This is a genomic window from Streptomyces sp. NPDC053755, assembly GCF_040677675.1.
Classification (GTDB): domain Bacteria; phylum Actinomycetota; class Actinomycetes; order Streptomycetales; family Streptomycetaceae; genus Streptomyces.
This window is the reverse complement of record NZ_JBFASK010000009.1, coordinates 117,764-141,570: the sequence shown is the minus strand read 5'-3', so window position 1 is coordinate 141,570 and position 23,807 is coordinate 117,764. Positions and strand designations below refer to the sequence as shown.

At 73.5% G+C, this 23,807-nt stretch carries 23 protein-coding genes; 8 read left to right on the top strand and 15 right to left on the bottom strand.

Translation table 11 applies throughout. The features are described 5' to 3' along the window. Positions 1-20: 20 nt before the first annotated feature. On the bottom strand, positions 21-1,193 hold the full coding sequence (locus AB0K65_RS12320; protein WP_365715739.1) for a polysaccharide pyruvyl transferase family protein: 1,173 nt from the start codon (positions 1,191-1,193) through the stop codon (positions 21-23). 251 nt (positions 1,194-1,444) lie between these two features. On the opposite strand from AB0K65_RS12320, the gene AB0K65_RS12315 reads away from it, so the two are divergent. Further along, entirely contained in the window at positions 1,445-2,521 is a 1,077-nt protein-coding gene (locus AB0K65_RS12315) for a lactonase family protein (protein ID WP_365715738.1), read from the top strand. Between the two features lie 668 nt (positions 2,522-3,189). Continuing rightward, positions 3,190-4,107: a S1 family peptidase gene (locus AB0K65_RS12310; RefSeq protein ID WP_365715737.1), complete on the top strand. Its 918-nt coding sequence runs from the start codon at positions 3,190-3,192 to the stop codon at positions 4,105-4,107. Positions 4,108-4,250: 143 nt separating this feature from the next. Here AB0K65_RS12310 and AB0K65_RS12305 read toward each other — a convergent pair whose 3' ends face one another. Continuing rightward, positions 4,251-4,922 (bottom strand): permease prefix domain 1-containing protein, encoded by a 672-nt coding sequence (locus tag AB0K65_RS12305; RefSeq protein WP_365715736.1) that lies wholly within the window; start codon positions 4,920-4,922, stop codon positions 4,251-4,253. Continuing rightward, a complete protein-coding gene (locus AB0K65_RS12300) occupies positions 4,919-5,260 on the bottom strand; it encodes a helix-turn-helix transcriptional regulator (RefSeq protein ID WP_365715735.1) in 342 nt (113 codons plus the stop codon). The genes AB0K65_RS12305 and AB0K65_RS12300 overlap by 4 nt, the downstream gene beginning before the upstream one ends. An 83-nt stretch (positions 5,261-5,343) precedes the next feature. Here AB0K65_RS12300 and AB0K65_RS12295 point away from each other — a divergent pair, with 83 nt between their 5' ends. Then, positions 5,344-5,823, top strand: a complete 480-nt coding sequence (locus AB0K65_RS12295) for a hypothetical protein (RefSeq protein ID WP_365715734.1) — start codon at positions 5,344-5,346, stop codon at positions 5,821-5,823. Positions 5,824-6,005: 182 nt separating this feature from the next. Next, positions 6,006-7,061: a polyprenyl synthetase family protein gene (locus AB0K65_RS12290; RefSeq protein WP_365715733.1), complete on the top strand. Its 1,056-nt coding sequence runs from the start codon at positions 6,006-6,008 to the stop codon at positions 7,059-7,061. 239 nt (positions 7,062-7,300) lie between these two features. Here AB0K65_RS12290 and AB0K65_RS12285 read toward each other — a convergent pair whose 3' ends face one another. The 3 genes from AB0K65_RS12285 to AB0K65_RS12275 form a co-directional block, all read right to left on the bottom strand. After that, a complete protein-coding gene (locus AB0K65_RS12285; RefSeq protein ID WP_365715732.1) occupies positions 7,301-7,945 on the bottom strand; it encodes a fasciclin domain-containing protein in 645 nt (214 codons plus the stop codon). Positions 7,946-8,132: 187 nt separating this feature from the next. Further along, on the bottom strand, positions 8,133-9,506 hold the full coding sequence (locus AB0K65_RS12280; RefSeq protein ID WP_365715731.1) for a deoxyribodipyrimidine photo-lyase: 1,374 nt from the start codon (positions 9,504-9,506) through the stop codon (positions 8,133-8,135). After that, positions 9,503-11,137: an SDR family oxidoreductase gene (locus AB0K65_RS12275; RefSeq protein WP_365715730.1), complete on the bottom strand. Its 1,635-nt coding sequence runs from the start codon at positions 11,135-11,137 to the stop codon at positions 9,503-9,505. The genes AB0K65_RS12280 and AB0K65_RS12275 overlap by 4 nt, the downstream gene beginning before the upstream one ends. 253 nt (positions 11,138-11,390) lie before the next feature. On the opposite strand from AB0K65_RS12275, the gene sigK reads away from it, so the two are divergent. After that, on the top strand, positions 11,391-11,996 hold the full coding sequence (gene sigK / locus AB0K65_RS12270; RefSeq protein ID WP_365715729.1) for an ECF RNA polymerase sigma factor SigK: 606 nt from the start codon (positions 11,391-11,393) through the stop codon (positions 11,994-11,996). Continuing rightward, positions 11,993-12,751 (top strand): anti-sigma factor, encoded by a 759-nt coding sequence (locus AB0K65_RS12265; RefSeq protein ID WP_365715728.1) that lies wholly within the window; start codon positions 11,993-11,995, stop codon positions 12,749-12,751. The genes sigK and AB0K65_RS12265 overlap by 4 nt, the downstream gene beginning before the upstream one ends. Before the next feature lie 244 nt (positions 12,752-12,995). On the opposite strand, the gene AB0K65_RS12260 is transcribed toward AB0K65_RS12265, so the two are convergent. Together AB0K65_RS12260 and AB0K65_RS12255 are read right to left on the bottom strand one after the other, a co-directional pair. Next, positions 12,996-13,466: a DUF2267 domain-containing protein gene (locus AB0K65_RS12260; RefSeq protein ID WP_365715727.1), complete on the bottom strand. Its 471-nt coding sequence runs from the start codon at positions 13,464-13,466 to the stop codon at positions 12,996-12,998. Between the two features lie 139 nt (positions 13,467-13,605). Further along, positions 13,606-14,040 (bottom strand): Hsp20/alpha crystallin family protein, encoded by a 435-nt coding sequence (locus tag AB0K65_RS12255; RefSeq protein WP_365715726.1) that lies wholly within the window; start codon positions 14,038-14,040, stop codon positions 13,606-13,608. A 136-nt stretch (positions 14,041-14,176) separates the two neighbouring features. Between AB0K65_RS12255 and AB0K65_RS12250 the strand changes: the two genes are divergently transcribed. Then, positions 14,177-14,857, top strand: coding sequence for a type III effector protein (locus AB0K65_RS12250; RefSeq protein WP_365715725.1), 681 nt, complete (start codon positions 14,177-14,179; stop codon positions 14,855-14,857). 39 nt (positions 14,858-14,896) lie between these two features. On the opposite strand, the gene AB0K65_RS12245 is transcribed toward AB0K65_RS12250, so the two are convergent. Further along, complete coding sequence (locus tag AB0K65_RS12245) at positions 14,897-15,871, bottom strand: GlxA family transcriptional regulator (RefSeq protein ID WP_365715724.1); 975 nt, start codon at positions 15,869-15,871, stop codon at positions 14,897-14,899. A 338-nt stretch (positions 15,872-16,209) separates the two neighbouring features. On the opposite strand from AB0K65_RS12245, the gene AB0K65_RS12240 reads away from it, so the two are divergent. Then, positions 16,210-16,701 (top strand): hypothetical protein, encoded by a 492-nt coding sequence (locus tag AB0K65_RS12240; protein WP_365715723.1) that lies wholly within the window; start codon positions 16,210-16,212, stop codon positions 16,699-16,701. A gap of 417 nt (positions 16,702-17,118) precedes the next feature. Here AB0K65_RS12240 and AB0K65_RS12235 read toward each other — a convergent pair whose 3' ends face one another. From AB0K65_RS12235 to AB0K65_RS12210, 6 genes are all read right to left on the bottom strand, one after another. After that, complete coding sequence (locus AB0K65_RS12235) at positions 17,119-18,372, bottom strand: serine hydrolase domain-containing protein (protein WP_365715722.1); 1,254 nt, start codon at positions 18,370-18,372, stop codon at positions 17,119-17,121. Between the two features lie 337 nt (positions 18,373-18,709). Continuing rightward, positions 18,710-19,984 carry a sugar ABC transporter permease gene (locus AB0K65_RS12230; protein WP_365715720.1) on the bottom strand — a complete coding sequence of 425 codons (1,275 nt, stop codon included), beginning with the start codon at positions 19,982-19,984 and terminating at the stop codon, positions 18,710-18,712. Next, positions 19,981-20,760, bottom strand: a complete 780-nt coding sequence (locus AB0K65_RS12225) for an ATP-binding cassette domain-containing protein (RefSeq protein ID WP_365715718.1) — start codon at positions 20,758-20,760, stop codon at positions 19,981-19,983. Before AB0K65_RS12225 ends, AB0K65_RS12230 begins: the two co-directional genes overlap by 4 nt. A gap of 64 nt (positions 20,761-20,824) precedes the next feature. Then, entirely contained in the window at positions 20,825-21,916 is a 1,092-nt protein-coding gene (locus tag AB0K65_RS12220) for a substrate-binding domain-containing protein (protein ID WP_365715717.1), read from the bottom strand. Positions 21,917-22,305: 389 nt separating this feature from the next. Beyond that, positions 22,306-22,944, bottom strand: coding sequence for an FxLYD domain-containing protein (locus AB0K65_RS12215; protein ID WP_365715716.1), 639 nt, complete (start codon positions 22,942-22,944; stop codon positions 22,306-22,308). Positions 22,945-23,152: 208 nt separating this feature from the next. Beyond that, positions 23,153-23,653 carry a DUF1269 domain-containing protein gene (locus AB0K65_RS12210; RefSeq protein WP_365715715.1) on the bottom strand — a complete coding sequence of 167 codons (501 nt, stop codon included), beginning with the start codon at positions 23,651-23,653 and terminating at the stop codon, positions 23,153-23,155. Between the last annotated feature and the right edge of the window lie 154 nt (positions 23,654-23,807).

Below are 23,807 nucleotides of genomic sequence, written 5' to 3'. Positions count from 1 at the left end.
GAGGGCCGGAGGCCGGCGGGTCAGCCGGTCGGGGTCGCGGATGTCGGGGCGGCGTGCAGGGCGAGGGGCCGGGGAGCGGCGCGGTCGAGGTAGGCGACGAGCAGGTCGGCGGTCCGCCCGGACCGCAGGCGCATGGAGGCCGCGCGGGCGGCCGTGTGGGCCGCGCGGGCGGGCCGCTCGTCCCACAGCCGGTCCACTTCCGCCAGGAGCAGTCCCGCGGTCTCCCGGACGACGCCGCGCAGTGCCGGCGCGCCGATCTGCTGGGCGAAGTCGAAGACCTTGCCGGCGTAGGGCAGGGGCAGCAGGGGGATGCCGGCGAGCGCGGCGAAGATCAGGAAGTGCAGTCGCATGCCGATGGCCAGGTCCAGCCGGCTGACGATGTCGAGGACCTGCTGGGGGCGGTAGTTGCCGTGCAGGACCGAGCAGCGCTCGGCGTCGGCCATCCGGGAGACCACCGCGTGGGAGTGGCGGATGTCGTCGCGTTCCATCGGCAGGAAGACGAGGTGGGCGTCGAGGCGGTGGACGAGGAAGTCGCCCACGGTGGCGAGGAGCTGGTGGTAGCCGTCCTCGTCGAGGTGTTCGGCCGCGCGACCGGGCTCGCGCACGCTCATCCCCACCAGGCGCACCCCTCGCGGCACGGCCTCGGCGCGCAGGAGCGCGTCCCCGCCGTCGCCGGGGGCGAGCAGCAGCGCCGGGTCCGCGGTGACCGTGACGGGCCGGGTCAGGCCCGCCTCTTCGAGGACGAGCTTCGACTCCTCGTCGCGGACGGTGACCTCGGCCGCGTCCGAGAGCGTGGCGCGGACCCATTCGCAGTCCGACTCGTCGGTGAGCGGCCCCGCGCCCAGGGCGTACGTGAAGACGGGGACGCCGAGGTCCTGGGCGGTGCGGACCAGCCGGAGATAGCGGCGCGCCTCGGTGTTGTAGAGGATTCCGCCGCCGCCGAGGACGAGCACGTCGAGGCGGCGCAGGTGTTCGGAGATCCGCTCCCGGCACACGCCCTCCCAGGCGGCCACCTCGACGTCCGGATGGGCGGCGCGGCTGTGTTCGGGGTGCCGGGAGAAGAGGACGATGCGGGCGTCCGGGCGAGCGGCCCGCAGACGCTCCAGCATCGCGGTGAGGATGGCCTCGTCGCCCACGTTCCGGCCTCCGTAGGACCCCAGGATCCCTACGGTCACACTGCTTCCGTCATCCATGATCGGTCCGCCTCACCCGTTCCACCGGCAGATGCCTCTTCTGGCCGCCCCGAGCACCGGGTGCCGCCCTGCGGGCGGACGCGGCGCTTTGCGGACACTCCCTAGTCCAGTTCACCCCATCGGGGAATTTACGCATCTCGGGATGCGGCAGGGGGTCGCCGGAGGGCGGCGAACGGAGTAGGGCGCGGTGACCGCGGCGCCCGGCCGGTCGTTCAGACCCGAACGGATCCGAACGACGGAAAGGTCATCTCGTGGACGCTGTGGAACATGGGGAACGGACGGGCCCCGGCGCCGGGTCGTGGGCCTACATCGGCTCGTTCACCTCGGGTGGCGGGCGCGGCATCACCGTCGCGGCCGTCGACGCGGACAGCGGTGCGCTGATCCCCCGTACGTCGGTCGGAGCCGTCGAGAACCCGTCCTGCCTCGCGCTCGCGGCGGGGACCGGGGTCCTCTACGCGGTGGGCGACACGGAGCGGGGCGTGGTCGCGGCCCTCCGCCCGTCCGGTGGCGGCCTCACCGCGCTCGGCCCGGCGGTCGAGGCGGGCGGCTCGGGTCCCACCCATCTCTGCGTGGCGGGGCGCAGGCTGCTGACCGCCAACTACGCCTCGGGCAGTGTCAGCAGCCTCGCGGTGGGACCGGACGGCGCCCTTTCGGGGCCTCCGGTCGTGCTGGCGCACCAGGGCTCGGGGCCGGACGCGGAGCGGCAGGCGGGGCCGCACGCCCACCAGGTCCTGCCCGACCCCGGCGGGCGGTGGGTGCTGGGCGTGGACCTGGGCAGCGACGCGGTGCGGGTCCTCGCGCTGGACCAGACGAGCGGGGCGCTGCGGGTGCACACCGAGACGGCGCTGCGGGCCGGTTCGGGTCCGCGCCACCTCGCCTTCCACCCGGACGGGGAGGTGGTCTACGTACTGCACGAGCTGGAGCCGCAGATGACCGTCTGCCGCTGGGATCCGGCGGGCGGTCTCCTGGAGCCGCTCACGGAGGTGGTGATCGACGCCGACGGCGTGCCCGAGGGCGTACGGCTCCGTCCCTCCGTCGTCCACGTCTCGCCCGACGGTCGCTTCGTCCGGGCGGCGGTGCGCGGCAGCGACACGATCCTGACGTTCTCCCTCGCGGACGGGGCGGAGAAGCCGCAGCTCACGAGTGTCGTGGACTGCGGGGGAAGCTGGCCTCGCGATCTCGTGACCGACGCCGGAGGCCGACGGCTGTACGTCTCCAACGAGTGGTCGGGGGACGTCACGTGGTTCGACCTGGATCCCCGGACGGGGGAGCCGCGGCGGGCCGGCGCGGTGGAGATCCCCGCGGCGGCGTGCGTGGTCTTCTCCTGAGGGGGTGCGGCGGTCCGGGGCCGTGGGCCGGCACGGCGGTTCCCGGGGGCGTCGGGAACCGGACACCGGTCCGCCCCGGGCGAAGGGAACGATCGCGGGCATTGAGGTGATCACGGGGGCCGCCCCACCGGTCTCCGGCCTCCTCCCCTCCGGGGCCGCCCCCCGAGGCCCCCGCTTCCGGCCCGGACGCGGATCGCGCGCGGCTCTGTGCGCCCGCTATCCCCGCGAGGACCGCGACGGGGAGAACCCGGCGCCCGCGCCGGGGGCGGCGGCGCCGGAGGAGAGGTGGGGACGGCGGGTCGACTGAGCTGGAAAAACGATAGACCCCCCTCCGCTTTCTCGTGCCACCATCCGAGGCCCTGCGAGGACCGACCACCCACCTCTGAAGGGTCGTCAGAAAGCTTCTGCAAGCGTTTGCACCCCGCCTCACACGCGCCCCGCACGCACGGGGGACGAAGCGGACACCCCCGCCTCCGACGCGCTGGACCGCGTGAACGCGCGTAGATCGGCCGAATCGCGTCCTTGTCGCGAACACCCCGCGGATCCGAGGATTCCTCTCGTCGGGATTGACAGGTCCATGGCGGAGCACCCTCCGTCGCGGGACCTCCGACACCGCTTCGAGGGCCCGCCCACCCAGCGGGCCCCCCACTCCCCCACCGGAGGATGCAGTGAACCTCAAGCGCCTGTCCCCCCTCGGCGGCGTCGCGAAAGGCGCGCGGCTGATCGCCGTGGCCTCCGCACTCCTGGCCGCCTCAGCGCTTGCCGTCCCCAGCTCGTCCGCGGCGACCACCGGAGACGTCCGGGCCACCACCGCGGCACTCGCCGCCGTGGACACCGCCGTCCGCGGGGCGGACGTACCCGGCACCGCCTGGTACACCGACCAGGCGACCGGCAAGGTCGTCCTCACCGCCGACTCCACGGTCTCCGCCGCGGAGATAGCGAAGCTCAGGCAGGCGGCCGGCGACCGCGCCGGCTCCCTCGAGATCAAGCGCACGCCGGGCACCATCAGCAAGCTCATCGCGGGTGGCCAGGCCATCTACGCGGGCGGCGGACGCTGCTCGCTCGGCTTCAACGTCCGCAGCGGCTCGACGTACTACGCCCTGACCGCCGGTCACTGCACCAACATCGGCAGCACCTGGTACACCAACTCGTCCAACTCCACCCTGCTCGGCACCCGGACGGGCTCCAGCTTCCCGAACAACGACTACGGGATCATCCGTCACTCCAACGCCTCGGCGGCGGACGGCCGGGTCTACCTCTACAACGGCAGCTACCGCGACATCACCGGCGCGGGCAACGCCTACGTGGGCCAGTCCGTCCAGCGCAGCGGCAGCACCACCGGGTTGCGGAGCGGCACGGTCACCGGCCTCAACGCCACCGTCAACTACGGCAACGGCGACATCGTCTACGGCCTGATCCAGACCAACGTCTGCGCCGAACCGGGTGACAGCGGCGGCTCGCTGTTCTCCGGCACCACCGCGCTCGGACTCACCTCCGGCGGCAGCGGCAACTGCTCCAGCGGCGGGACCACGTTCTTCCAGCCGGTGACCGAGGCCCTCAGCGCCTACGGCGTGAGCGTCTTCTAGTCCGACCCGGCAGGGAGACACGCCGGAACCGCGCAGGACCCGGCGGACCTCGCGGTTCCGGCAGGACACGCACAGACCCTCGCGGGCACTTCGGGCCGGCGGTCCCCTCAGGGGCCGCCGGCCCTCCGCCGTGTCACGGCGGGTCAGGCGGTGAGCCGCGCACACCGCCGGCAGGCCCTGGCCGAGCCGGCCAGGCCGGCGTGCGACACGGCCGCGAGCACGCCGGCGAAGGCGAGCACGGGCCAGTTCGCGGCCAGGACGGAGGCGGCGGCGAGGGCGAGCACCGCGACCGCCATCGCCACACTCACGGTCGTGACCGTCCACCCGACGGCGGTGGGCAGGGCGTCCGGCGTGGGCAGCCGGCGGGCCAGCGTGCCGGTGACGGCGAGGGCCGCCGCGGCCGGCAGGGCGGCGACGATCGCGAGCCCGGCCAGATGGACGGCGACCAGCTGAGCCGAGCGGGGCAGGAACGAGGCGCCGTCGGCGTCGGCCGTCCAGGCGGCGTACCAGCAGGCGATCAGGAAGGGGGCGACCAGCAGCGCCGCCCTGGCCGTGTGCCGGGCCTGCGCCATGGTCAGCTCGCGCTGACAGCTCGGCACGAGCTGGGCGGGGCTGCCGAACTCCCGCACCGCCTGCCGGGCCGCCTCCTCCGGAGGCACGCCGGCACGGCCGTGCGCCGCCACCGTCTCCTCCAGGCCGTCGCGCATCTCCTCCAGCAGACGTGCCTTGGCGCGAGCCGGGCCGTGCAGCGCGGCCGCCAGCGCGGCCACATAGGCGTCGACGGGGCCCGATCGCCGTCCGGCGGGCGCGCTCACGTGGCCGGCCCGGGCGTGGCGGCGGGGTTGAGGACCGACCCGATCGCCGCGGTGAACTCGCTCCACGCCGTCCTCTCGCCGGCCAGGGTGTGACGGCCCGCGTCCGTGAGCGCGTAACAGCGCCGCCGCCGCTCCCCCTCGGACTGCCAGCTGCTGCTCAGCAGACCGAGCCGCTCCAGCCGGTTCAGGGCCGGATAGATGGTCCCCGTGCGCAGCTCGAGCACGCCTCCGCTGCGCTGCTGGACGGCGGCGATGATCGCGTACCCGTGCAACGGCCCCTGCTCGAGCACCGCCAGCAACAGTCCGTCCAGGTGCCCTCGCACCGCGTCCGCTCTCATGGGTAGGCAGCCTACACACCCGAGGTGTAGGCAGTGTATGTATTGGCAGCCAACCTATTCATGCCGATGACCCGGAGGTCCCCGTGGCCAAGGTGCTGCTGTCCCTGCATGTCCTCGTGGCGATCCTGGCGGTGGGGTCGATCACCGTCGCCGCCTCGATGTTCCCCCGCTACGCCCGTGAGGCCGCCGGCGGCGCCGACCCGGACGGGCGGGCCGCGGGAATCGCCGCCCTGCTGCACCGCGTCTGCCGCGGCTACGCCGTCGCCGGCCTCGCCGTACCGGTCCTCGGCCTCGCGACCGGCGCCGCGCTCGGTGTCCTCACCGACGCCTGGCTGCTCGTGTCGCTCGTGCTGACCCTGATCGCCGCGGGGCTCCTCGCGCTGGGGATCCTGCCCGGCCAGCGGCGACTGCTCGCGACGGGCGGCGAGGCTCCCCCGGCCTCCGAAGAGGCGGTACGTTCCACGGCGGCCCGCCTGACCATGCTCACCGGCGTCTTCAACGTCCTCTGGGCGGTCGTGGTGGTGCTGATGATCGTCAGGCCCGGGTCGACCACGAGCGCGTGACGGGGCGGCGCGTACGCCACCGGCCGGGCGACGTGCCGGGGGACCGGGCTCCCGGCCCTTAGGCCACCGAGGTGATCTTCGTCTCAGCGGCGACACACGGAACTTTTCCGCTGGATCCGCGGGCACGTGGCTGGGGTGATGGACGAAGATTGGCCGGGCCTCCCGCGGGCCATGGAGGTGCCATGTCGAGTCCGACCACGAGGGAATGGGGCACGGCCGTTTCCCCGACCACACTGATGCGGTGGGCGCGTGAACTGGTCTCCCCCGCGCTGCGCGCCGCGATCGCCGGACTTCCCGCCCCGGAACGGCGTGTCGCCGGATACCACCGCGGCTGGCACGAGGCCGACGGAAGCCGGCCGACGGACGGCGCGGACGAGGGCGGCAAGGCGGTACGCCCGGCGCTGACGCTCCTGGCGGCCCAGGCGGTGGGCGGTCCCGCCGAGTGCGCAGTGCCGGGCGCCGTCGCGGTGGAACTCGTGCACGACTTCTCCCTGTTGCACGACGACGTGATCGACGGGGACGCGCTGCGCCGGCACCGTCCCGCGGCGTGGGCGGTCTACGGAACACCGGCCGCGGTGCTCACCGGCGACGCCCTGCTCGTGTGTGCGCTGCGCGTGCTCTCCGGCGTCCCGGAGCCCCGGGGCGAAGCCGCGTCGAAGGAGATGGTGGAGGCGCTCGCGGACCTGATGCGCGGCCAGAGCGAGGACATCGCGTTCGAGAAGGCCGCGACGGTGGAAGCGGCGGACTACCTCGCCATGGCGGAGGGCAAGACCGGTGCCTTGATGGGCGCCTCCTGCGCGCTGGGCGGGGTCCTGGCCGGGGCTTCCGAGCAACGGGTGTCCGACCTGCGGGACTTCGGCCGGCGGCTGGGAGTCGCGTACCAGTGCGTGGACGATCTGCTGGGCATCTGGGGCGAGAGCGAGCGCAGCGGCAAACCCGTGGGCGCCGACCTGGCGGCGCGGAAGAAGTCCCTGCCCGTGGTCGCGGCGCTGTCGGCCGGCGGCCCCGCCGCCGAGCGGCTGGCCTCGCTGTACCTCGGGTCCGAGCCGCTGAGCGAGTCGGACATCGCGCTCGCCGTCACGTTGATCGAGGAGTCCGGCGGACGGGAGCGGACCGAGCTGGAGGCCGAGCGTCAGCTCGCGGCGGCCTTCCGGGCGCTCTCCCGCGCCCGGCCGGTGCCGGAGGTGTACCACCGACTCCACCAGGTCGCGTGGACGCTGACGCACCGTGACCACTGAAGGGCCTCTCTCCGTGTCCGCCGCCGCCGAACGGGCCGTCGGAGGAGGTCACGGCCGGAGCGGCGTTCGCGGCCGACGCGCGAGGCGCGTGACGGCGACCGCGACGGCCGGCACGGACACTGCCGCGGCGCGACGCAGAGGCGAGGCCGCGACTCCTGCGGGGCCGGCCATGGGCAGGGCGGCGGCCGCCGCTCGTCACGGGAGAGCGGCGGCCGCACGTCGGGCACGGGCCCGGCGTCCTACTTGGGCATGAGGACGGTGTCGACGATGTACACGGTGGCGTTGGCGGTGGGGACGTTGCCGCAGACGACCTTGGAGGAGTCGTTGACGGTGTAGTCCTCACCGGAGCCCTTGGTGGTGACCATGCCCTTCTGGAGGGTCTCGAAGGAGCCGTTCTCCAGCTGCTTCGGGGTCAGCTTCTGCCCGACGACGTGGTAGGTGAGGATCTTCGTCAGCATGTCCTTGTCGGCGAGGACCTTGTCGAGGTCGGCCTTGGGGATCTTGGCGAAGGCGTCGTTCGTCGGCGCGAACACCGTGATGTTCTGGGCGTTGTTCAGGGTGTCGACCAGGCCGGCCTGCTTGACCGCCGCGACAAGGGTGGACAGCTCCGGGTTGTTCGACGCGGCGGTGGCGACGGGGTCCTTGGCCATGCCGTCGAAGGAACCGGCGCCGTCCGCGGGCACGGCGGCACACGCCGGACCGAACGGCCCGTCGGCGGCCGTGCCTGCCTCGGTCGAGGGGGTGCCGGGCGCCGATGCCGAGGCCTCGGAACCGGCCTCGGAGGCGGTGTCCGCGCCGGAGTCCGAGCAGGCGGCCAGGGAGAAGGGGAGGACGGCCGCGGCGGCGACGGCGACGGCGGTACGGCGGAAGCGGAGAGCGTGCATGGTTCGAACCCCTTGGTCGGAACGTGTGTGAGGGAAGCGGCACGACCACCCCGGCCGGATGTGGCGATGCGCTCCGGGCGCGGCGGGCGGGAGATCTCTCCCTCCGCTGCCGCGGCCCTGTTGTCGATGGTGTTTCGGAGCGGAGGGCCGACCGGATTGGATTCGGATCCGAGATTGTGGCGAACGGTCAGTCCAGGCTCCGGGCATGGCGGAAGCGGTCGAGCGCGTCGCCCAGGCCGACGAGGGGTGCGGGATAGTCGAGGGCCGACCGCTCCCGGTCCGGGAGCTTCCACGGCTCGTGGAGCGACCTCGTCTCCAGCCCGGCCAGTTCGGGCACCCAGCGGCGGACGTAGGCGCCTTCGGGGTCGTATCTCCTGCCCTGGAGGACGGGGTTGAGGACCCGGTTGGGCCGGCTGTCGGTCCCGGTGCCCGCGACCCACTGCCAGTTCAGCTGGTTGTTGGCGACATCGCCGTCGACGAGGAGGGCGAGGAAGTGCCGCGCGCCCTCCCGCCAGTCGACGTAGAGGGTCTTCGCCAGGAAGGACGCGGTGAGCAGGCGGGCCCTGTTGTGCATCCAGCCCTCGTGGGCGAGTTGCCGCATGGCCGCGTCCACCACCGGATAGCCGGTCCGGCCCTCGCGCCAGGCGCGGAGGTCCGCCTCGGCCTCCTCTCCGCGCCGCCAGCGGTCGTGCCGGGTCCGGTAGTCCTCCGAGGACGCCTCCGGCCGCGCGGACAGCACCTGATGGTGGAAGTCGCGCCAGCACAGCTGCCGGACGAACGCCTCGGCGCCCGCGCCTCCTCGCTTGCGGGCCCGGTGCACCACCTCGGTCGCCGACACCGCGCCGAAGTGCAGATACGGGGAGAGGCGCGAGGTCGCGTCCCCCGCGAGGTCGTCGTGGCGTGCCTCGTAGGCGTCGACGTCCCGGCCGAGCCAGGAGGTCAGCCTCCGGCGGCCCTCACGCTCGCCGCCCTTGGCCAGGCCGGCCGAGAGGGACGCGGCGGCGGGCCGCGCGGGCAGGGCGTCGGAGCGCACCCCGTCCGGCACGCGGACCGCGCGGGGTGGCGTGAGCGGGGTGCGCAGCCGCTCCGCGGCCCAGCGGCGGTGGTAGGGGGTGAAGACGGCGAAGTGTTCCGATCCCTGCGGGGTCACCGCGCCGGGCGGCAGCGCGGTGATCACTCCGGCGTGGACGCGGAGACGGCGTCCGTCGGTCTCCAGGGCCCGGCGCAGGCGCTCCTCCCGGTGGTGGGCGAAGGCGCTGCATCCCGCAGCCATGTGGACCTCGTCGGCGTCGGCCCGCCGCGCCACGGAGAGGACCTCGCTCACGGTGTCACCGGTGCGCACGACGAGCCTGCCTCCCCGCTCCCGGAGCCCGGCGTCGAGGTCGGCGAGGCAGTCGGCGAGGAAGGCGAGCCGGTTGGGGGCGGCGAATCCGGACCGGTCGACGGCCGGGTCGCGGACGAACAGCGGCACGATCTCGTCCGCCGACTTCAGCGCGGTCCGCAGGGGCGGGTGGTCGTGGAGCCGGAGGTCGGAGGTGAAGAGGACGACGGAGACGGTCACGAGGTCTCTCCCCGCGACCGTCCGCCGGTCGCACCGCCGGTCGCGCCCTGCGGCGACGTGCCGGACGGGGAGCTTCCGGACGGCGCGGCAGCCGCCGCGCGGGCCTCCGGGTCGGCCCTGCCCCGGGTTCCGGCGGTCTTCTCGGCCGTGCGGGTGATGGAGCGGGCCATCCCTCCGAACACGACGGCGTGGAACGGCGCCACGCTCCACCAGTACAGCTGCCCGGCCAGTCCGCGGGGATGGAAGAGCGCCCGCTGGCGGTAGAGGGTGCGTCCGGCGTCGTCCTGGTCGGCGTACATCTCCAGCCACGCGAGCCCCGGGAGCCGCATCTCGGCGCGCAGCCGGAGGAGGCTGCCGCGCTGGATCTCCTCGACCCGCCAGAAGTCCAGCGCGTCGCCGACCCTGAGCCGTTCGGCGTCCCGGCGGCCCCGGCGCAGTCCGACGCCCCCGAGGAGGCGGTCGAACCAGCCCCGCACCGCCCAGGCGAGCGGGAAGGAGTACCAGCCGTTCTCGCCGCCGACGCCCTCGATGACCCGCCAGAGCGCCTGCCGGTCCGCCTCGACCGTCCGTTCGCGTTCGTCGGTGTAGAGGCTGCCGCCCGCCCAGTCGGGGTCGGTGGGCAGCGGGTCGCTGGGCGCTCCCGCCAGCGACGCGGAGGACCAGCGGGTGGTGACCTGGGCGTCACGGACCCGCTGAAGCGCGAGGGAGAGCGCGCGGTCGAAGGAGACCGGGGTACCGGGCGGGTCGGGGACGTGGGCGGTGATGTCGTGTTCGGCGCAGACGACCTCGTACCGGAGCGACTCCGCGAGCGGGCGCGCGAGCGAGGCGGGCACGGGGGTGACGAGCCCGATCCACTGGCTGGACAGACCGGGCGTGAGCATGGGAACGGGCAGGATGAGCCGCCGGCGCAGGCCCGCGACCTCGGCGTACCGGAACATCATCTCCCGGTACGTCAGGATGTCGGGGCCGCCGATGTCGAAGGCGCGGTTCACGTCGTCCGGCATGCGGGCGCTGCCGACGAGGTAGCGCAGGACGTCGCGGACGGCGATGGGCTGGACGCGGCTGGCCACCCAGCTCGGGGTCACCATGACGGGGAGCCGTTCGGTGAGGTACCTGAGCATCTCGAAGGAGGCCGATCCGGAGCCGATGACGACGGCGGCGCGCAGCACGGTGGTGGGGACTCCGGACCTCAGGAGGATCCGGCCCACCTCGGCCCGCGAACGCAGGTGGGGGGAGAGCTCCGTCTCGGGGACGTCGCGTGGGGTGAGGCCGCCGAGGTAGACGATGCGGCGCACGCCGGCGGCGCGGGCCTCCCGGGCGAAGGTGCGGGCCGCGAGGCGGTCGGTCTCCTCGAAGTCCCGTCCGGAGCTCATGGAGTGGACCAGGTAGTAGGCCACGTCCACGTCCCGCAGGGCGGGGCGCAGGCTCGCCGCGTCGGTCACGTCGCCGCGGACCACCTCCGCGCGGTCGGCCCAGGGGTGGTCGCGGAGGTTGGCGGGCGTGCGGGCGAGGCAGCGGACGCGGTGCCCGGCGTCGAGCAGCTCGGGGACGAGGCGGCCGCCGATGTAGCCGCCGGCGCCGGTGACCAGGCAGCGCAGGCCGTCGGGTGCGGGGGTGGGGTGGGTCGCCATCGAGGAGGCTCCGTTCCGGCCGGGAGGGGACACTGTCACGACGGGCGTCGTGCGTGTCGCGCGGTCACTACCTCGATTGTTCTCCGCTCGGGGCTCCGGCGGACGCGGGGAGCCGCCACCCTTAGGCCGAACGCGTGGCCGGTCCGAGGGGGAGACGAGCCGCCGCCCCGGCGTCGGCCGACGGGGACCAATCCGCGGGAGCACCCGCTCCGAAGGAACCGCGGTACACCCGTACGTGAAGGAGGATCGCCCGGTGAGAGAGAACGCGCGCGTCGGCGGCGGCCCGGCCCCGCATCCGGAGCCGGGGCCACCGCCCGCGGACCTGCCAGAACTCATGGCGCGCGTCGCCCGGGGCGACCAGGAGGCCTTCGCCGGTGTCTTCGACGCCGTCTCCGCGCCGGTCCTCGGTGTGGTGCGGGCCGTGCTGCGCGACCCCGCCCAGTCGGAGGAGGTGACGCAGGAGGTCATGGTCGACATCTGGCGCACCGCGGCCCGCTACCGGCCCGACCGGGGGTCGGTGATGAACTGGGCCCTCACCCTGGCGCACCGGCGGGCGGTCGACCGGGTGCGGTCCGAGCAGGCCGCCACCGACCGCGCCAGGCGGGTGGCGCTGCTCGAGCACACGCCCGCCTACGACGAGGTCGCCGAGGAGGTGGAGAACCGGCTCGACCGTGAGCGCGTGCGGCGCTGTCTGCGGGGTCTCACCGAACGGCAGCGCCAGTCCGTGACGCTCGCCTACTACCGGGGCCTGACCTATCGCGAGGTCGCCGAGCTGATGGGGCTCCCGCTCGGCACGGTCAAGACACGGATGCGGGACGGGCTCATCCGCCTGCGCGACTGCCTGGGGGTGGCCGCGTGAACGCCGCCGACCTCCACACGATGACCGGGGCCTACGTCCTCGACGCGCTGGACACCGCGGAGGAGCGCGAGGCCGTCGAGCGCCATCTGACGCACTGCGCGGCGTGCTCCCACGAGGTCCGCGAACTGTCCGAGACGGCGGCGCGCCTGGGTATGGCCGTCGCCGAGCCGGTGGGGCCCCGCCTGCGGGCGGACGTCCTGCGCCGGATCGCCACCGTGCGTCAGTACCCTCCCGCGACCGAGCCGCCGGCCCGTACCACCCGGGCCCTGCGGGGCCTGCGACGGATGCCGGGGTGGGCCCTGGCCGCCTCCCTCGTCGGGACGGTCGCCCTCGGGGGTGTGGCGGGCTGGCAGTACGAGCGGGCCGAGGACGCGCGTCGGGCGGCCCGCGAGGCGCGGGCGGAGTCCTCCGGTGTGGCCGCGGTCCTGGCGGCACCGGACGCGCGCGTCACCACCGCCCGGCTGCGGGGCGGCGCCGTGGGTACGGTCGTGTACGCGCCGTCGGTGGACCGGGCCGTGTTCGCCGCCTCGGACCTGCCGGCCCCACCGGCCGGGAAGGTGTACCAGCTCTGGTTCGACGACCGGGGAGCCATGCGCCCGGCCGGCCTGATGCCGACCGGGGGCAGTGCGTCGGCCACCCTCCTCACGGGAGCGGTGGACCGCGCCACGGCCGTCGGCATCACCCTGGAGCCGACGGGCGGTTCCCCGGAGCCGACGTCCGCGCCCGTCGCCGTCCTGGCGCTGCCCGGAGTCTGACGCGGGGAGGTCCGCACGCGGCGCCGTACGGTCGCTGCCAGGCCGGGACCGGAGGCGGGACGGCGCCGTACGGGCCCAGGGCCTGAGGCGAGGTCGTCCTGCCGCGGCGCCGTGCGGGCCGTCGCGGGCCTGGGCCACGGCACCCGGTGGCCGCGTTACGGCGGGGTACGGCGGTGGGGGGCCACGGCCGGGCGCCCGGGCCGGGGCGCCCCGCCGGTCACCCTGCCGCCGGCGCCCGGAGGGGTCAGGCGGCCTGGGCCAGGCGCTGCCGGTCGGTGGCCTGGGTCAGCTCGGCGCGGCCGAAGAGGAGGCCGTAACCGGGCGGGAGCTGGGCGAGCACGCGGTCGAGGAGTTCAGGGCCCGCGAGGTCGGCGACGACATTGAGGACCGCGCCGGTGTCCCAGCGTGCGGTGGCGGGCGTGCCGCCGACGCGGCCGGCGAGGTCCTTGACGAAGCCCCAGCCGGTGAGGGGTTCGGTCGCCGGGATCTGGCAGGTGAAGGCGCGGGCGGCCTCCAGGGGCAGGCGGGCGGCGAGGTCGACGCGTTCGTCGCCGGTGACCTGCCGCCCCAGGGCGGACAGGACCGCGCGGACGGTCGCCTCGGCCCGCTCCCGGGTGGGGTAGGCGCCTTCGTAGCGCACTCGTTCCAGCATCCGGTCGAACGTCATGGCAGGCGCGGCCGGGCGCTGCTGGGTCGGTACCGACTGGGTCAGCATGGAAGAAGGGCTGCCTTTCTGATCTCGGTGGTGTGTGCGGGGCCGGGCGGCGTCGTCCGGCCCGGGGGCGCGCGGAGGACGGGAGCAAGGGGGGATCACGAGGTGCCGTCCTCCGCGCGCGGCGGGCGGGCCGGCCGCTTCAGCCGCTGATCTGCTTGCGGTCGGAGCCGGTGCCGATGCTGATCTTGCGCGTCTTGGCGCGTTCGGCGATCGGGATCCGCAGGGTCAGTACACCCGCTTCGTAGTCGGCCGTGATCCGTTCCGTGTCCAGGGTGTCGGCCAGCATCAGCTGGCGGGAGAAGACCCCGAGGGGACGCTCGGACAGCTCCATCTGCACGTCGTCGGACTTCGCGACCGGCCGGCGCTCGGCCTTCACGGTCAGCATGTTCCGTTCGACGTCGATGTCGATCGCGTCGCTCGACACACCGGGCAGATCGAGGGCGATGACGTACTCGTCTCCCTCGCGGTACGCGTCCATCGGCATGGGCGACGGCTTGGACCAGGTGCCGGTCGAGCCGAGGAGCTGCTGGGTGAGCCGGTCGAGCTCGCGGAACGGGTCGGTGCGCATCAACATCGCGAAACACCTCCAGTCGGTTCGGGCAGAAACTGCCAATGCGCTTCACCTGACACCGTTGTAACATGTCATCGGAACGATGACAACCGCGATGTCATCGAAAGGGTGACACGACGACGAAGGGGAGCCGGAGCCCATGACAGCAGCCGACCAGCCACGACGACCCGGCACCACCGCCTCGTCCTTCTTCGCCGCCTCGGCCGCGTTGTCCGCGATCGACCAGGCCGTCCGCACCGCGCACGGCAGCGCGCGGGACTCCGGGCCCGTGGGTCCCGCGGACGAGGGCCCGGTCAGCTCCGAGCAGGCGCTGTCCGCGCTCCTGCTCCTGCGCGAGCTGCGGGAACAGCTGGCCGGTTGGGAGCCGGCGCTGATCGAGGCGGCCCGTGAGGCGGGTGCGAGCTGGGCCGAACTGGCGCACCCCCTCGGCGTCGCCAGCCGCCAGGCGGCCGAGCGCCGCTACCTCCGGGTGCGCCCCGGCGCGGCGGGCAGCACGGGCGAACAGCGCGTCCAGGCGACGCGGGACCGCCGCGCCGCCGACCGGTCGGTGACCGCCTGGGCCCGGGGGAACGCGGCGGACCTGCGGCGGCTCGCCGGGCAGATCACCACCCTCGGCGACCTGCCCGCCGCTTCGCGGGCCCCCCTCGCCCGCCTCTCCGAGGCCCTCGGCGACGACGACGCCGCAGCCCTGGTCCGCCCGCTCATCGACACCCACCGGCACCTGGAAGCGGACCATCCCGACCTCGCGGCCCGCGTGGACACCATCACCCGGCACACGGACCGCCTGCGCGGCGACAACGGCCGCGACGGCGAGGGCTAGGGCGCTTGCGTGGACCGGGCGCCTCGAACGCGGCCGTTGTCAGTGGGCCGGGCGTCGGCTCTGCGTCTCCCGGTAGCGGGCGGGTGAGATGCCGAACCGGCCGGTGAAGGCCTGCCGCAGCGACTCGGCCGTACCGAAACCGCACCGGGCCGCCACGCCGGTCACGGGCAGCGTGGTCGACACGAGCAGCTGGGCGGCCGCTTCGGTGCGGGCCTGACGGACGTACCGGCCGGGGGCCTGCCCGAGGTGCTCGGTGAACAGGCGGGTCAGGTGTCGAGGGGTCACCCCCGCACGAGCGGCCAGGGCCTCGATGCTCAGGTCGTGGTCGGGGTGGGCGGTGATGTGCTCGACCAGCGCCCGGACCAGGTCGTTGCGGGGTGGCGGGGCGGCCGTGAAGAGACTCATCTGCGCCTGGCCGCCCGGCCGCTGGAGGTACGTGACCAGGTCGCGTGCCACCTGGCGGGCCAGCTCGGGACCGTGGTCCTCCTCGATGAAGGCGAGGGTGAGGTCCAGCGCGCTGGTGATACCCGCCGCCGTGTAGACGTTTCCGTCGCGGACGTAGATGGGGGCGGGGTCCACGACGACCTCGGGATACCGGGAGGCGAGCCAGGGCGCGAACCGCCAGTGCGTGGTGGCCCGGCGTCCGTCGAGCAGACCGGCGGCGGCCAGCACGCCCGCCCCCGTGCACACCGACGCGACCCGTCGGCTCTCCCTGGCGAGCCGCCGTACGTGACCCACCAATCGGTCGTCGCCGGCGGCCCGGTCGAAACCGACGCCGCCCGAGACGATCAGGGTGTCGAGCGGGCCGGTGAGCCGTTCGAGGGACTGCTGGCTCTGCAAGGTCAGACCGGAGCCGCAGACGATCGGGCCTCCGCCGGGACCGACGACGCTCACGCGGTAGGGAACCGCCGGTTCCCCGAGGCCGTTGGCCATGGCGAGACTCGTGGTCACGCACGCGATGTCCAGCAGTTCGGCCGAGTCGTAGCCGACCACCACCATGAGCCGCTCCCCCATGCGGCGACCCTACGCCGGAAGGACCCGTACCCCAAGGCACCGGACATCTTTGCGGCGGGAAGCCGGTGGATGCCCTGGACGAGGGGAACAGTGCTTCGGAGGGGACCTCCCCCACCCTTCGGACGATCCGGCCCCACGACCCGACCGACGGCACCGCGCGACCTCACGGCTCACTCCGATCGACGCGCCGCGTCGGTCCGCCGATGCGATCCGTCGAAGCGCTCTGTCGAAGCGCTCTGTCGAACCGATCCGGTGAGTGGATCCGGTGAGCCGCTTCGCCGGTTCGCGCCGAGGGCCCGATCCGGCGACCCGCTCCTTCGACACCCTCCGGAGAGACCATGACGACCGGCTCTACGCACGGCACCCCGGACGGCGCCACCCCCACGGGCCCCGTGACGCCCCCTCCTCACCCGCTCCGGCCCGGCGGCGGGTTCCTGAGCCGGCTCGGGCACCGGTGGCCCACCCTGGTGGCGCTCGCCCTCGCGCTCGTCACCTTCGTCGACGGCCTCCCGCCCCGGGGCCTCCTGGCCGGGCTCCTCGTCGGCATGCCGCTCTTCTACCTGCTCTTCGGGGCGGTGCGGGGCGAACTCCGGAGTCCCGGCACGCTCCTGGTCCAGATCGCGGGCCTCGTCGGCTTCGTGGCGGTGGCGGTGACCGCACTGGCCGTCGACGAGACCCTCGGCGTCCGCGTCCTGGCCGCCGGCTGGCTCGCGCACGCGGTCTGGGACTTCGTCCACCACAGGACGGGGAGGGTCGTGCCCCGGGCCTGGTCGGAATGGTGCTGCGTCGTCGACGCCTGCGGCGCGCTCGCGATGGCCGCTCTCGCCTGAGGGACGCCTGCCCGTCGACGGGTTCGGAGGGCGGACGGTTCCGCCGTCCGCGCGGGAGAGGTACACGCGGGAGGGTCCGCACGGGAGAGGCCCGTACGGCAGGGCGCCGGGCCCGCGGAAGTCATCCCGCGGGCCCGGTGCCGTGGTGCCGTGGTGCCGTGGTTCCGTGGTTCCGTGGTTCCGTGGTTCCGTACGACGTCAGCAGGCGCCGCCCCGGTCGTGCGACGCCCCGTTGTCGTCGGCCGGCCCGCCCTGGCGCGCGCAGGCCCCTGGGAGGCCGGGGATCCCGGACGGGGTCCGGACACTCGGCCGAGGGCCGGCCTCCCCGTACCGGTTGAGGCGGGGGCGCGGCGGGAGGGCGGGCCGAGCGCCCGCCCTCCCTCTGCCAGGGGCCGCGGTCTCCCACCGCGGCCGGCCTCAGCGGCGCTCGGGCAGGTCGGCCTCCGCCGGCAGCGAGGAGAGCGGGCGCGGCGCCGTGCGCGACGACGACGCGGCCGGGGCCTTCTTCCCGCAGAAGGCGGCTTCCAGCGTTCCGCCGAGCGCCGTGTTGGCCGCACCCCGGTTCGAGGTGTTCGCCATCGCGGAGAGGGCGCGGCGGCCGTCGCGGGTGGCGAAGGCATAGGTGTAGTAGCCCTGCACCGTCCCGGTGTGTCCGTACACCTGGGTGCCGCACGACAGGTCGTAGCGGCGCAGACCGAGACCGTAGAAGCGGGTGTCGGTGGTGTCGGTCGGGGTGACCGTGGTCATGGCGTCCAGCATCCGCGGCGACAGGAGCCGGCCCCGCATGAGCGCGGTCGTGAAGGTGTTCAGGTCCGCCGGGTCGGAGATGACCGCGCCGGCCGACTGCGCCCAGGAGACGGTCTGTTCGGTGGAGTCGACGAGCGGCGCGCCCTCCTCGTCGGGGTGGAGGTAGCCGCGCACGTGCGGTCCCTCGATCCCCGCCTCGGGGTGGACGTAGGAGGTGTGCCGCAGCTTCAGCGGCTTGATGATGCGGCGCTCGTACTGCCGTGCGACCGAGGTGCCCGTGGTCTTCTCGATGAGCATGCCGACGACGACGAAGTTGGCGTTGGAGTACTTGTACGCGGCTCCGGGCTCCGTGGTGCGCGGCTCGCTCAGCGACAGGTCCACCAACTCCTGGTAGCCGAACACGCGGTTGCGCACGGCCTCGAAGCCGGGGACGGTCCGGGCGAACATGGCGTTGGTGTAGTCGGCCAGGCCGCTGCGGTGGGTGAGGAGGTGGCGGACCGTGATGCGATCGTCGGGCAGCAGCCCGGGCAGGTAGCCGTTGACCGGGGCGTCGAGCTCCAGTCTGCCCTCGTCCACCAGTTGGAGCAGCACGACGCTGGAGAAGGTCTTGCTGACGCTGCCGATCCGGAAGCGCGCCCGGGTGTCCATCGGCGCGCCGGAGACGCGGTCGGCGACTCCGGCCGTCCGTGTCCGGACGCCGTCGGGGCCGGTGAAGCGGGCCATCGCGCCCGGAGCGCCGTTGGCCATCGCGGCGTTCAGGGCCGCGGTCACGCCTTCCATGTCGGGGGCGGGGACGGTGGGGATCGCGGGGGCCGCGGGGGCCGCCGGTGCCGCGGCGGCCGTGGTGGCGGGGGCGAGACCGCCGGCGAGTGCGGCGATCAGGGTGGCGCTCAGGGCCAGACGTCGGTGCGACGACAGGGGCACGTGACTTCCTCGTCTTCTTCCTCGGCTCAAGGGGTACGGCACACGCTCGGGTGTGCCGTAGGGGCCGGAGGAGTCGGCGCCGCGCGCCGTCCCCGGGCCCCATGGAGCATGAGGGCCAACGCGGCACGTCGGTTCCTGTCACGGGGTGCCGATTGCGGACCGACGATGCGTCAGGGCCGTCCGCCCCAGGGGGTATCGGGCTCGCCGGCACGGCGTCGGCGACCGGCCTGCCGGGGTGCGGAGCCTGCCGAGGATGTCCGAAGGCCGTCCGCGCACAGAAGAACCGCCCCGCGTGGCGGGGCGGTCGGAGGGGTGTCGGCTGCGGGTGGGACGGCGCTCAGGCGCGGCCCGCGGCCTTCTGGCTCCTGCGGGACAGCGAGTCGACGACCACGGCGGCCAGCAGGACCGCACCCGTGATCATGAACTGGATGGCGTTGCTGACGCCCATGATGTTCATTCCGGACTGGATGGAACCGATCACCAGGGCGCCGAGCAGGGCGGACCAGACCGATCCCCGGCCGCCGAAGAGGCTGGTGCCGCCGATGACGGCCGCGGCGATGACGTTCATCAGGAGATTGCCTCCGCCGGAGGTCTGGCTCGCGGACTGGATCTGTCCGGCGAGGAAGAGGCCGCCGACGGCCGCCATGGTGCCGGAGATCGAGAAGACGCTCATCCTGACGAACGCGACGCTGATGCCGGCCCGTCGCGCGCCCTCGATGTTGCCGCCGACCGCGAAGACGCGCCGGCCGTAGGTCGTGCGCCGGAGCACGAAGTCGAGCACCACGAGCAGGATGAGGAAGATCAGCAGCGCGAGCGGGAGGCCCTGGTACTGGTTGAGGATGTAGGCCGTGGCGAAGGCGATCGCCGCGAGCACGACCGTGCGCAGCGTGATCTCGGCGACCGGCCGGGACGGCACCCCCGCCGACCTGCGGCGGTTGGCGTCCAGCAGCGAGGCGGCCAGGAAGAGGCCGACGCCCACGGCGGCGGCGACGTAGGCGGCGGCCGGGCTGTGGAAGATGGTCGAGTAGAGCCGGGTGACGATGCTCTCGGCGGGGATGTTGACGGTGCCGCTGGTGCCGAGGATCTGGAGCATCAGCCCGTTCCATGCGAGATTGCCCGCCAGGGTGACGACGAACGCGGGCACGCCGACTTTCGCGAAGAAGAAGCCCTGGATGAGGCCGACGGCGGCTCCGCCCGCCACGGCCACGAGCAGCGCCAGCCACTCGTTCATGCCGTTCAGCACGTTGAGGACGGCGAAGAGCGCGGCGCACAGTCCGCTGACGGATCCGACGGACAGGTCGATCTCGCCGAGGAGCAGGACGAAGACGATACCGACGGCGATCATGCCGGTGCCGACGATCTGCTGGCTGAGGTCGGAGAGGTTCTGGGCGGAGAGGAAGGCGCTGTTCAGGCTGCCGAAGACCGTCCAGATGACGATCACGGCGACGACGACGGGCAGCGAACCGAGTTCGCCGCTGCGCAGTTTGCGCCGGAACTCACCGAGGTAGCCCCGCAGTCCCTCCTCCCTGACGAGCAGTCGGCTGTCGACGGCGGGCATCGCGTCGCGTGCCGATTCCTGGGCGGCGTCGTCGGGGCCTCGGGCACGCTTCATCGCTCCTCCTCCCGCTTGCGCGTCTCCCGGCGGGTGACGGCGCTGTCGGTGGCTCCGGTGATGGCGGAGATGATCTCCTCGGTGGAGGTGGAGCGCTTGTCGAAGAAGCCGTTGTTGCGGCCGAGGCGCATGACCGCGATCCGGTCGGCCACCGCCATCACGTCGACCATGTTGTGGCTGATCAGGATGGTGCCGAGGCCGCGGTCGCGCAGGCGCTCGACCAGGTCGAGGACTTCGGCGGTCTGTTCCACGCCCAGGGCGGCGGTGGGCTCGTCCAGGATGACGACCTTGGGGTCGCCGATGAGCGAGCGCGCGATCGCGACGGTCTGGCGCTGGCCACCGGAGAGGGAGGCGACGGGGATGCGGACGCTGGGGATGCGGATGGACAGCGTGGCCAGCAGCTCGCGGGAGCGCTTGTCCATGCGGACCTCGTCGAGGACGCCGAAGCGGCGCAGCTCGCGGCCGAGGAAGAGGTTGCCGACGACGTCGAGGTTGTCGCACAGGGCCAGGTCCTGGTAGACGGTGGCGATGCCGAGGTTCTGGGCGTCATGGGGCCGGTTGATGCCGACCGGGCGGCCCTCCCACGCGATGACGCCCTCGTCGGGCGGGTTCACCCCGGCGATCGCCTTGACGGCGGTGGACTTGCCGGCGCCGTTGTCGCCGACCAGTGCGACGACCTCGCCGGCGTGGACCTCCAGGTCGAAGCCGGACAGCGCCTGCACGGCGCCGAACCGTTTGGAGATGCCCCGCAGGGCGAGCACGGGTGCTTCCGGCAACGGAACCGCCTCCTCCGTGAACCCCCCTGACCGCCCGCCGTCTCCGGCGGGCGTCGCCTCGGGGCTACTGGAGCCCGGCCTCCTTGCAGGCTGCGGCGTAGGTCGGGGTGCAGATCTCCTGGACGGTGTAGAGGCCGTCCTTGACGACCGTGTCCTTGATGTTGTCCTTGTCGACGACGATCGGCGTGAGCAGATTGGCCGGGACCTTCTGGCCGCTGCCGCTGGTGACGGTGGTGGGCGTCAGGTCGGCCGGGAGCGGCTTGTTCTCGGCGAGGTTCACGGCCATCGTCGCGGCGATGTCGGCCTCCGGCTTGTACGGCTTCTCGACCGTGATCGTCTGGGTGCCGAGCAGGATCCGCTGGATCGCGTCGAGCTGGGCGTCCTGACCGGTCAGCGGTACGTTCATGCCCGCCGACTTGAGGGCGGTGGCGATGCCGGCGGCGAGGCCGTCGTTGGCCGAGTAGACGCCGACGATGTTCTCCTTGCCCAGGGAGCTGATGGCGCCCGACATCTGCTGGTTGGCGTTGTTCGGGTCCCAGTTCGGCGTGTCGTACTCCTTGCCGATCTTCACCTTGCCGTCGAGGACGGAGTGGGCGCCGGCCTTGAACTCCGCCGCGTTCGGGTCGGTCGGCGAGCCGTTGTGCATCACGATCTGGCCGCTGCCGGCCTTGTCGCCGAGCGCGTCCAGCAGCGCCTTCCCCTGCAGCTCGCCCACCTTGCGGTTGTCGTACGAGACGTAGGCGTCGACCGGGCCCTGGGCGAGGCGGTCGTAGGCCACGACCTTCACGCCCGCGTCATGGGCCTTCTGCACGGAGGACTGGATCGACTTCGCGTCGACGGCGTCCAGGATCAGCACCTGGTCGCCCTTGGCGAGCGCGGTGTTGACCTGCTGCTGCTGAGTCGTGGCGCTCTCGGCGGCGTTGTAGTAGTCGATCTGCGCGTTGGGCGCCAGTTCCTTGATCTTCTGCTCGATGTACGGGCGGTCGAACTTCTCGTACCGCGTGGTCTTGCTCTCCGGCAGCAGCAGTCCGATCTTCACCTCGTCCTGGGCCGCGCTGTCCGCCCCCGGCTGGGAGGCGCCGCTGGTCGCCACCGCGCCCAGCGACAGAGCCACGGCTCCGGCGAGGGCTATCGCCCCGCGCACTGTACGGGTCATGGGAGGCTCCTCTCGTACGCCCCCTTCCCCTCACCGGCACAGCGTGGGAACGAGGATGCACATTTCGCCTATATATCGACATTAGCGGCAACCCGGAAAGCGGCAAGCGGGTGAACGGGCCCCGGTCCGACCTGCCACGTCAAGGCTGGACGCACCCGCAGTAACGGGACAGGGCGACCACGACCCGACCGGAAGACCGTCGCCCACGAGCTCGGGCCGCGGACCATCGACGCCACATGCCCTGCCGGCTCCACGGCGGAGCGTGACCCCCGACCCGCCGTACCGGCGCGCGCGGCAGGACGAGAGCCGGGCGATGAAGGCGGTCCACCGCTTCCACCCGGACTTCGGGCCCGCCCGCCGCGCGCGATGTCCTCGGCGCGGGCAGGCAGTCAGTACCGCTGCGCCTTGGTGAGCCTGGGGGTGAGGGGCGGCGCCTCGGGCGCCCGGCTGACCACCACGGGCTGGACGCGCCCTCCGGGAGCGAGAGCCTCGGCTCCGGTGAACCGGGTCTCGACCACCTTGCCGGACGCGTCCAGGAAGTCGATCTGCACGGCGTAGGAGGCCTTGGCCTTCGTCGTGTTGGTGATCGTGACGACGACGGCGAACAGCCCGCCCGTCTGGGCGCGGGGCTTGCCCGTCATCGCCACGTCGCTCACGGCGTTGCCGGGAGCGTCGACGTTCTTCAGGGCGTTCTCGGCCGCCTGCCGGGAGCGCTCGGCCTCCGTCCCGGTCGATGCCTTGCGGGAGGCCTCACGGGCGGACGCCGACGCGGCGGCGGAGGACGCGGACTCCCTGGCGGCGGCCGCGGCGGACTCCGCGGCGGAGGCGAGGGCCGAGGGCGGTTCGCCGGCGAAGGACTCCTGGTCGGGCGGTGTGGGCGCGCCGCTGGACGACGAGCTCCCGCCCGAGTCGTCGTCCGAGCCGCACGACGCGAGGGCGCCGGCGGCGAGGGCCGCCAGGACCACCCCCGCCGCGGCGCTCACGGCACGGGCGCGGACAGGGTGCTTCCTGCGGAGAGAGGTGGTCACTCGGCTCGTCCTTCGGCGGGGTGATGGGTGCGGGTGACGGTCGCGCTCGGCTGCCCGGGCGGGGACACGCGCTCGGCGCCCGGAGCAGGCGCGGTACGGACCCGGGCGGGGCCGGGAGCCGCACGGGAGGAGCCGGGACCGGGCTGGACCGGGGCGGTACGAGACGGGGCGGAGGGCAGGACTCCCCGTGGAGCCCCGGGAGCGCCGGTCAGGCGGCCTGCGCGCCGCCGGCGAGCTGCTGGACGAGCTCCTGCTCATCCCGCTCGGCGAGCGACGTCTTGAGGACGGTTCCGCCGAACGGATGGAGAGCCTCGGCGAAGGCATCCTCGGTGATCGCGGAAGCCATGATCACGACGGCCGCCGAGCCGGGTTCGAGAAGGGACTGGACCTTCGCCCTGAAGTCCTTGTCGACGCCCATCTGACTGAGCTTGCCGATCAGCCCGCCGAGCGCGGCACCGACCACGCCGATGGCCGGGGTGAGGATGAGCATGCCGAAGACCAGGCCCCACAGGGCGCCGGCCGTGGCCGAGACGGCGACCTTTTCGTTCTTGGCGGGTGTGTCGACGTGCGTCTCGCCGTCCTCGTCCACCGAGACGACGGCGAGTCCGTTGAGCTCGACGACACCGCTGCGTTGCAGCTCCTGGACCTTCCTGAACGCCTCGTTCGCGGTGGAGCGGTCGGCAAAGCCGATGACGACGAGCTCGGACATGTCCTTCTCCTTAGCCACCAGATCGACACTGTGCACGGTAGGTCCCGTATGCCGGGTCGGCACGGCGAGCGCGCCGACGGCGACAGGGCGAGCGTGATCCGTGGCCTACGCACGGGGAGAGGGGGTGCGCAGGTGCCCGACAGACCGCCACAGG

Excerpts from the sequence above, each read along its gene's own strand:
- AB0K65_RS12285 (WP_365715732.1), bottom strand. The coding sequence starts at position 7,945 with ATGCACGCTCTCCGCTTCCGCCGTACCGCCGTCGCCGTCGCCGCCGCG.
- AB0K65_RS12220 (WP_365715717.1), bottom strand. The coding sequence starts at position 21,916 with ATGACCCGTACAGTGCGCGGGGCGATAGCCCTCGCCGGAGCCGTGGCT.
- AB0K65_RS12230 (WP_365715720.1), bottom strand. The coding sequence starts at position 19,984 with ATGAAGCGTGCCCGAGGCCCCGACGACGCCGCCCAGGAATCGGCACGC.
- AB0K65_RS12290 (WP_365715733.1), top strand. The coding sequence starts at position 6,006 with ATGTCGAGTCCGACCACGAGGGAATGGGGCACGGCCGTTTCCCCGACC.
- AB0K65_RS12250 (WP_365715725.1), top strand. The coding sequence starts at position 14,177 with ATGACAGCAGCCGACCAGCCACGACGACCCGGCACCACCGCCTCGTCC.
- AB0K65_RS12300 (WP_365715735.1), bottom strand. The coding sequence starts at position 5,260 with ATGAGAGCGGACGCGGTGCGAGGGCACCTGGACGGACTGTTGCTGGCG.
- AB0K65_RS12210 (WP_365715715.1), bottom strand. The coding sequence starts at position 23,653 with ATGTCCGAGCTCGTCGTCATCGGCTTTGCCGACCGCTCCACCGCGAAC.
- AB0K65_RS12320 (WP_365715739.1), bottom strand. The coding sequence starts at position 1,193 with ATGGATGACGGAAGCAGTGTGACCGTAGGGATCCTGGGGTCCTACGGA.
- AB0K65_RS12245 (WP_365715724.1), bottom strand. The coding sequence starts at position 15,871 with ATGGGGGAGCGGCTCATGGTGGTGGTCGGCTACGACTCGGCCGAACTG.
- AB0K65_RS12240 (WP_365715723.1), top strand. The coding sequence starts at position 16,210 with ATGACGACCGGCTCTACGCACGGCACCCCGGACGGCGCCACCCCCACG.
- AB0K65_RS12255 (WP_365715726.1), bottom strand. The coding sequence starts at position 14,040 with ATGTTGATGCGCACCGACCCGTTCCGCGAGCTCGACCGGCTCACCCAG.
- AB0K65_RS12275 (WP_365715730.1), bottom strand. The coding sequence starts at position 11,137 with ATGGCGACCCACCCCACCCCCGCACCCGACGGCCTGCGCTGCCTGGTC.
- AB0K65_RS12260 (WP_365715727.1), bottom strand. The coding sequence starts at position 13,466 with ATGCTGACCCAGTCGGTACCGACCCAGCAGCGCCCGGCCGCGCCTGCC.